The sequence below is a fragment of the Aeromonas schubertii genome, from assembly GCF_000820105.1.
In the GTDB taxonomy this organism is placed as follows: Bacteria; Pseudomonadota; Gammaproteobacteria; order Enterobacterales; family Aeromonadaceae; genus Aeromonas; species Aeromonas schubertii.
In genome coordinates this window covers 34078-41136 of sequence record NZ_CDDB01000037.1, presented here as the reverse complement: position 1 = coordinate 41136, position 7059 = coordinate 34078, and the positions used below count along the sequence as shown (strand labels likewise).

The following is a 7059-nucleotide window of genomic DNA, read 5'->3' as shown; positions in this document are numbered from 1 at the left end:
CTGCTGACGGAGTCGGCGCTGCTCGCCTGCATGGCCTATGTGGAGCTCAACCCCATCCGCGCCAAACTCGCCGACCGACCCGAGGAGAGCGACTACACCAGCGTCAGCCAGCGTCTGGGAAGGGCCAAAACCACCGAGTTGCCACCCCTGCTGCTGCCGTTTGCCAAGCAGGGGGAACCCGAGTCACTCCCCTACACCTTCAGCGACTATCTGGCGCTGGTTGACTGGACTGGCCGTGCCATTCGCGACGACAAGCGGGGCCATATTCCGGCGGCGCTTTCCCCCATCTTGCAACGGTTGCAACTCGACGGTGACGACTGGCTCAAGCAGGTGAGGCTGTTTAAGCGAAGCGGCATCCGGGCCATCGGCCACGGCGTGGCGCGAGAGCGTTACGCCCACCACTGCGGCCAGCGACGGTGTCATCAGCCCGCTACCTGATTATTTGTGCATCTGGATACCACCGTATCATCCATGCGTCTCCTGCATGACCCACTGCTATTGCCATCGTGTGGATTGCGCATCCACAGCAGCTATATGATGACCGCCGATCCTCTGCTCAGCAGCCAGTCGTTAGATTCTTAGAGACCCCAAGAGCCGCAGTGATGGATTGTTTGTCTCTTATACAAAAAGGTGGATGTCCCAAGATAAAGAGGGGGGCATATTTGCATCAGAAGGTGCGTTCGGAGCTCCCTTGTGTGGAGGCGGCGTCGCTGCCGGCAAGAAGGGACGTTGGGGCGGGAGACGGGCAAGTCGTTATGCCGGTTTTGGTCCCTGACCCTTTGTGCTAGAATGTGCCCCACTTTGACTCAAGGCCTCTATCACAGGACTGCCCATGAAGGTTATCGAAGGGAATATTGCCGCCCCCGAGGCGCGTGTCGCCATCGTCGTGGCTCGTTTCAACAGCTTCATCAATGACAGCCTGGTAGAAGGCGCCCTTGATGTGCTCAAGCGTCAGGGCCAGATCGCCGATCACAACATCACCCTGGTCAAGGTACCGGGTGCTGTCGAGATCCCGCTGGCGGTCAAGAAGCTGGCCAAGAGCGGCCAGTACAATGCCGTTGTGGCGCTGGGTACCGTGATCCGGGGTGGCACTTACCACTTCGATCTGGTCGCCAATGAAAACAGCAAGGGCATGGCCCAGGTGATGATGGAGTACGAGATCCCCGTCGCCTTTGGCGTGCTGACCACAGAAAATATCGAACAAGCCATCGAGCGCGCCGGTACCAAGGCGGGTAACAAGGGTGCAGAGGCTGCACTGAGTGCGCTCGAAATGATCAACGTCCTGAAGCAACTGGACGTGTAACGAGGAGAGAGAGATTGAAACCGTCTGAGCGCCGCAAAGCCCGCCATTTCGCCATCCAGGCCATCTATCAATGGCAGATGACCAAGGATAACGTGGGCGATATCGAGGAGCAGTTCAAGGTCGAGCAGGAGACCAAGGGCGTGGATCTCGCCTACTTCCGCGATCTGCTGTTTGGCGTTTCGCTGTATTGCAACGATCTGGACAAGGTCTTCTCGCCCTTCCTCTCCCGTCCGCTGGAAGAGGTGGATCTGGTGGACAAGGCGATCCTGCGCCTGGCTACCTACGAGCTGACCCGTCGTGATGATGTGCCGCCCCGTGTGGCCATCAACGAGGCGATCGAGCTGGCCAAGGCCTTCGCCGCCGAAGACAGCCACAAGTTTGTCAACGGTGTGCTGGACAAGGTCGTCAAATCCCTGGGTAAGCAGTAAGCGCGGCCCAAAACCGAATAAGAGAGGAGCCAGCGCAAGCTGGCTTTTTATTGCATGGGTGAATTCGAGCTGATCGACAAGTACTTCAAGGTGGCCCACCACCGCAAGGATGTGGTGTTGGGGCCGGGGGATGATTGTGCCCTGCTGACCCTGCCTCCCGATACCCAGCTGGCGGTGAGCACCGATACCCTGGTGAGCGGGGTACACTTCCTGCCCGAGATGGACCCGGTGGATCTCGGCTACAAGGCGCTGGCGGTGAACCTCTCGGATCTCGCCGCCATGGGCGCCGAGCCCCGCTGGGTCTCCCTGGCCCTGACCCTGCCCGCCATCAACGAGCCCTGGGTCGCCGGCTTTGCCGAAGGATTTCTGGAGCTCGCCGAGTACTACAACGTGGCCCTGGTCGGCGGTGACATGACCCGTGGCCCACTCTCCATCACGGTTTCTGTCAAGGGAACTGTGCCCAGCGGCAAGGCCCTGCTGCGCAGCGGCGCCAAGGCCGGTGACGGCATCTATGTGACCGGGACGCTCGGTGACGCCGCCCTGGCCCTGAGCCACCTGCTGGCCAGACGTACCCTGAACGAAAACCAGCTGGCGGCCGTGCTGCCCCGCCTCGATCACCCTCATCCCCGCATCCTGGCGGGTCAGGCCCTGCGTGGCATCGCCAACGCGGCCCTCGATCTCTCCGACGGACTGGCGTCGGATCTGGGGCACGTGCTGCGCGCCTCCGGTGTGCGCGCCCAGATCGATCTGGACGCCTTGCCCCTGTCGCCGGTGCTGCAGGATGCGGTCTCCCCTGAGCAGGCGTGGCAGCTGGCCCTGGCCGGCGGCGACGACTACGAACTCCTCTTCACCGTGCCCGAAGAGCATCGCGGCGTGCTCGATACCGCCCTGGCCCATAGCGGGGTCAAGTTCACCCGTATCGGTCGCATTCTGGCCGGTGAGCCGGGAATCGAGTGGTTGCTGGCCGACAAGCCGGTCAGCCTGACCCTCAAGGGGTGGGACCACTTCGCATGATCAAACCCGAGCTGAAACGTCTTAACCTTGCCAACCCCCTCCATCTGCTGGCGGTGGGGTTTGGCTCCGGCCTCTCCCCCAAGGCCCCGGGAACCATGGGGACCCTGGTCGCCGTCCCCCTCTATCTGTTGGTGAGCGGCCTGCCTACCCCCTGGTTTATCGCCCTGTTGGTCGTGGGCTTTGTGGCCGGCATCCATATCTGTCAGGTGGCGACCGATGCCATCGGCATGGCCGATCACGGGGGGATCGTCTGGGACGAGATCATCGGTTTCGGGGTTACCATGATAGCCGCCCCGGCCGGCTGGGCCTGGGTGGTGGCCGGGTTCGCCCTGTTTCGCCTCTTCGATGTGATCAAACCCTGGCCCATCTCCTGGTTTGATCGCCGCATCCACGGTGGGTTCGGCATCATGCTCGATGATCTCATCGCCGGCCTCTTCGCCCTGATCTGTATGCAATTATTGGCCCACTGGTGGGGATGAGGGGTCATCCGGCAGAAGGGGACGCCATGGCGTCCCCTATTTTTTTCTGATTAATTGTTAATCACTGGTGCTCTATGCCAAGTAGAAGGCTTTGTGAATAAAAATTCACTACAAAGCTTCGTAAGAATCCTTTTGTCAAAAAAGAGAAACACTCTGCTTGTTGTGCTCTTGTTTATTAGTGATTTCTGCTCGAGCATGATTGTGTGGGATTTATAGCTGTTTTTCTGCTTATATTGTGATTTTTTATCTGTTTACACTCTTTCGGTCGATGCCGAGGTGACGGAATTGTATAAATCCATCATTTACACGGGGGGGTAAACAGTTTAGGTTACAGGCGGGTTATTCCAAAAAAATGCAAAAAACCCGCGCGGATCGCTGGTTTGCCTGTCTCACGGAGTGAGCCTGCCGAGGCTCGAGACCAATCCGGCATCTGCGGACTGTTTATGGACGAATTTGTTTGGGACGGATGTCCCCCGCAGAGGTAACCATGTCCTTGCTCGAAGTAAAGAACCTGCGGATCGAGTACCCCTCCCGCTACGGGGTGCACGCCGCGGTAAAGGATCTCTCTTTCTCCATTGAGAAGGGGGAGATCGTCGGTGTGGTCGGTGAGTCCGGCGCCGGCAAATCCACCATAGGCAATGCCATCATCGATCTGTTGAGTCCACCGGGGCGCATCGCCCGGGGGGATATCTATCTCAATGGAGAACTCATCTCTGGCCTTGGCCAGGGAGCGATGCGCGCCATCCGTGGCTCGCGTATCGGCTTCATCTTTCAGGATCCCATGACCTCCCTGAACCCCCTGTTCACGGTAGAGCGGCAGCTGGTCGAGACCATACTCGCCAACACCGAGCTAACCCGTCAGCAGGCCTTCGACAAGGCCCTTGAGCTGATGCAGGCGGTGGGGATCCCAAGTCCGGAGCTGCGCATCAAGCAGTATCCGCACCAGTTTTCCGGCGGCATGCGCCAGCGGGTGGTGATCGCCATCGCCCTGTCGTGCGACCCCGAGCTCATCATCGCCGACGAGCCGACCACGGCGCTGGACGTCTCTATCCAGGATCAGATCCTCCAGCTCATTCGCACCCTGTGCAAGGAGCGTCAGGTGGGCTGCATGCTGGTCACCCACGACATGGGGGTGGTCTCCAACGTCACCGACAAGGTGGTGGTGATGTATCGCGGTGATCTGGTGGAGTTTGGCACCACAGAGCAGGTGCTGGGCGCCCCCGAGCACCCCTATACCCGCAGCCTCATCTCGGCGGTGCCGCGCTCGGATGTCAAGCTGGTGCGCTTCCCGCTGGTCTCCTACATCGAGGATGCCAGTGCCCCCGACACCAGCATCGATCTCAAGACCCACTGGCTAGGCCAAACCCAGGATGAGCGCCCCTATGAGGGGGCCCTGTTGCGGGTCGAGCATGTGGATCTCAAGTTTGTCACCAAAGACTCCCTGTTCCCGAGTCGTCGCCAGTATGTGCAGGCGTGCAGCGACATCAGCTTCGAGATCTTCGAAGGGGAGACCTTCGGTTTGGTGGGGGAGTCGGGCTCCGGCAAGTCCACCATAGCCCGCGCCATCACAGGCCTCTATCCGCCCGACAGCGGCAAGATAGTGTTTGAGGGGGTCGATCTCACCGCCCTCAAGGGTGAGCACGAGCGCCGTCCCCTGCGTCGCCAGATGCAGATGGTGTTCCAGAATCCCTATTCGTCGATGAACCCGCGCATGAAGGTGCGTGACATCATCGCCGAGCCGATCCGCTTCCACCGCCTCGCCCAGAGCGAGCGACAGATAGAGCAGATCGTCGGGGACCTGCTCGATCACGTGGGGCTCGGCCGCGGGGCCGGAGTCAAGTATCCCCATGAATTTTCCGGCGGCCAGCGCCAGCGCATCTCGATCGCCCGAGCCCTGGCTACCCGTCCTCGTTTCCTCATCTGCGACGAGCCGACCTCGGCGCTGGATGTGTCGGTGCAGGCCCAGATCCTCAACCTGCTCAAGGATCTGCAGCAGGAGTTGGGGCTCACCATGCTGTTTATCAGCCACGACCTGCCGGTCATCCGCCAGATGTGTGACCGCATCGGGGTGATGAAACACGGTCATCTGGTCGAGGTGGCCGAGACCGAGAAGCTGTTTACCAATGCCGAGCATGAGTACAGCCGCAAGCTGATCTCGTTGATGCCGGAGTTCAAGGGAATGTCCCGCGAGGGGCTGGAAATCGCAAGCTAAAACAAAGAGATACGCATGGAGAACAAGATGAAGAAAGGAATGTCCAAGGTTGCAATGGCGCTGCTGGCCGCTGGCCTGGCCTTCAATGTCTCTGCCGCCGATATCAAGGTGGCCGTGGCCTCCGACCCGACCTCGCTGGATCCCCAGGAGCAGCTCTCCGGCCAGACCCTGGAGATGTCTCACCTGGTGTTCGATCCCCTGATGCGCTGGACGCAAGATCTGCAATTCGAGCCGCGCCTGGCCGAGAAGTACGAGCGCATCGACGACAAGACCGTCCGCTTCCACCTGCGCAAGGGCGTCAAGTTCCACTCCGGCAACGACTTTACCGCCGATGACGTGGTGTGGACCGTCAACCGTCTGAAGGCCTCCCCGGACTTCAAGGCGATCTTCGATCCCATCGCCGAGGCCAAGAAGGTCGACGACTACACCGTCGATCTGGTGACCGTGAACCCCTATCCGCTGATCCTGCAGACCGTCACCTATATCTTCCCGATGGACTCCAAGTTCTACACCGGCAAGACCGAGGATGGTAAGGACAAGGCCGAGATCGTGAAAAATGGTGCGTCGTTTGCCTCCACCAACGTCTCCGGTACCGGTCCGTTCACCGTCAAGTTCCGCGAGCAGGGGGTCAAGCTCGACTACGCCTGCAACCCCAACTACTGGGACAAAGCCTCCAAGGGTAACGTCGAAAACCTGACCCTGGTGCCGATCAAGGAAGACGCGACCCGCGTGGCCGCCCTGCTGGGTGGCGATGTGGACGTCATCTACCCGGTCGCCCCGAATGATCTGGACCGCGTCGAGAAGGGGGCAAGCACCCAGCTGGTGACCCTCTCCGGTACCCGCGCCATCATCATCGAGCTGAACCAGAACACCAACCCGGCCCTGAAAGACAAGCGCGTACGCCAGGCCATCGACTACGCCATCAACCAGGTGGGTATCGTCGAGAAGATCAACAAGGGTTTCGGTACCCCGGCAGGGCAGTTGAGCCCGAAAGGCTACGCCGGTTATAACGAGGCACTGACCCCCCGTTACGATCTGGCCAAGGCCAAGGCGCTGATGAAGGAAGCGGGTTACGAGAAGGGGCTCAAGCTCTCCTTCATCTCCCCGGCCGGTCGTTACGTGAACGATGTGAAGATTGCTCAGGCCGTCTCCGCCATGCTCTCCAAGATCAACATCAAGGTAGATCTGAAGACCATGCCGGTAGCCCAGTACTGGCCGGAGTTTGACAAGTGCGCCGCCGACATGCAGGTGATTGGCTGGCACTCCGACACCGAGGACAGCGCCAACTTCTTCGAATTCCTCACCTTCAGCAAGGACGCCAAGACCGGCATGGGTCAATACAACTGCTCCGGCTATGCCAACGCCGAGGCTGACAAGCTGGTGACCGAGGCCAACGCCGAGACCGATCCGGCCAAGCGTGCCGCCATGTTGCAGAAGGTCGAGGCGATCCTGGCCGAGGATGCTCCCTTCGTGCCCCTGCACTGGGAAAACCTCGCCTATGGGGCCAAGAAGAGTGCCGACATCAAGCCGGTGGTCAACGTGATGAACTTCCCCTACTTCGGGGATCTGGTCATCAAGCAGTAAGGCGTCTGCCACCAAGGACCCGGCGGGGGCGCGAGCCCC

6 protein-coding genes and 1 pseudogene are annotated in these 7059 nt (G+C 60.3%); all 7 read left to right on the top strand.

Going from position 1 to position 7059, the window contains the following annotated elements:
- A pseudogene (locus BN1133_RS20295) lies at positions 1 to 438 on the top strand (alpha-amylase family glycosyl hydrolase); the annotation flags it as partial.
- Positions 439 to 832: 394 nt separating this feature from the next.
- Positions 833 to 1303 (top strand): 6,7-dimethyl-8-ribityllumazine synthase, encoded by a 471-nt coding sequence (ribH, locus tag BN1133_RS07045; protein WP_050665834.1) that lies wholly within the window; start codon positions 833 to 835, stop codon positions 1301 to 1303.
- Between the two features lie 14 nt (positions 1304 to 1317).
- On the top strand, positions 1318 to 1731 hold the full coding sequence (gene nusB / locus BN1133_RS07040) for a transcription antitermination factor NusB (protein WP_050665833.1): 414 nt from the start codon (positions 1318 to 1320) through the stop codon (positions 1729 to 1731).
- 54 nt (positions 1732 to 1785) lie between these two features.
- Complete coding sequence (gene thiL / locus BN1133_RS07035; protein ID WP_050665832.1) at positions 1786 to 2745, top strand: thiamine-phosphate kinase; 960 nt, start codon at positions 1786 to 1788, stop codon at positions 2743 to 2745.
- On the top strand, positions 2742 to 3224 hold the full coding sequence (locus tag BN1133_RS07030) for a phosphatidylglycerophosphatase A family protein (RefSeq protein ID WP_050665831.1): 483 nt from the start codon (positions 2742 to 2744) through the stop codon (positions 3222 to 3224). The genes thiL and BN1133_RS07030 overlap by 4 nt, the downstream gene beginning before the upstream one ends.
- A 487-nt stretch (positions 3225 to 3711) precedes the next feature.
- A complete protein-coding gene (locus BN1133_RS07025; RefSeq protein ID WP_050665830.1) occupies positions 3712 to 5436 on the top strand; it encodes a dipeptide ABC transporter ATP-binding protein in 1725 nt (574 codons plus the stop codon).
- A 27-nt stretch (positions 5437 to 5463) separates the two neighbouring features.
- The gene (locus BN1133_RS07020) at positions 5464 to 7020 is read left to right on the top strand and encodes an ABC transporter substrate-binding protein (RefSeq protein WP_050665836.1); all 1557 of its coding nucleotides are present in this window, start codon (positions 5464 to 5466) and stop codon (positions 7018 to 7020) included.
- Positions 7021 to 7059: the final 39 nt, after the last annotated feature.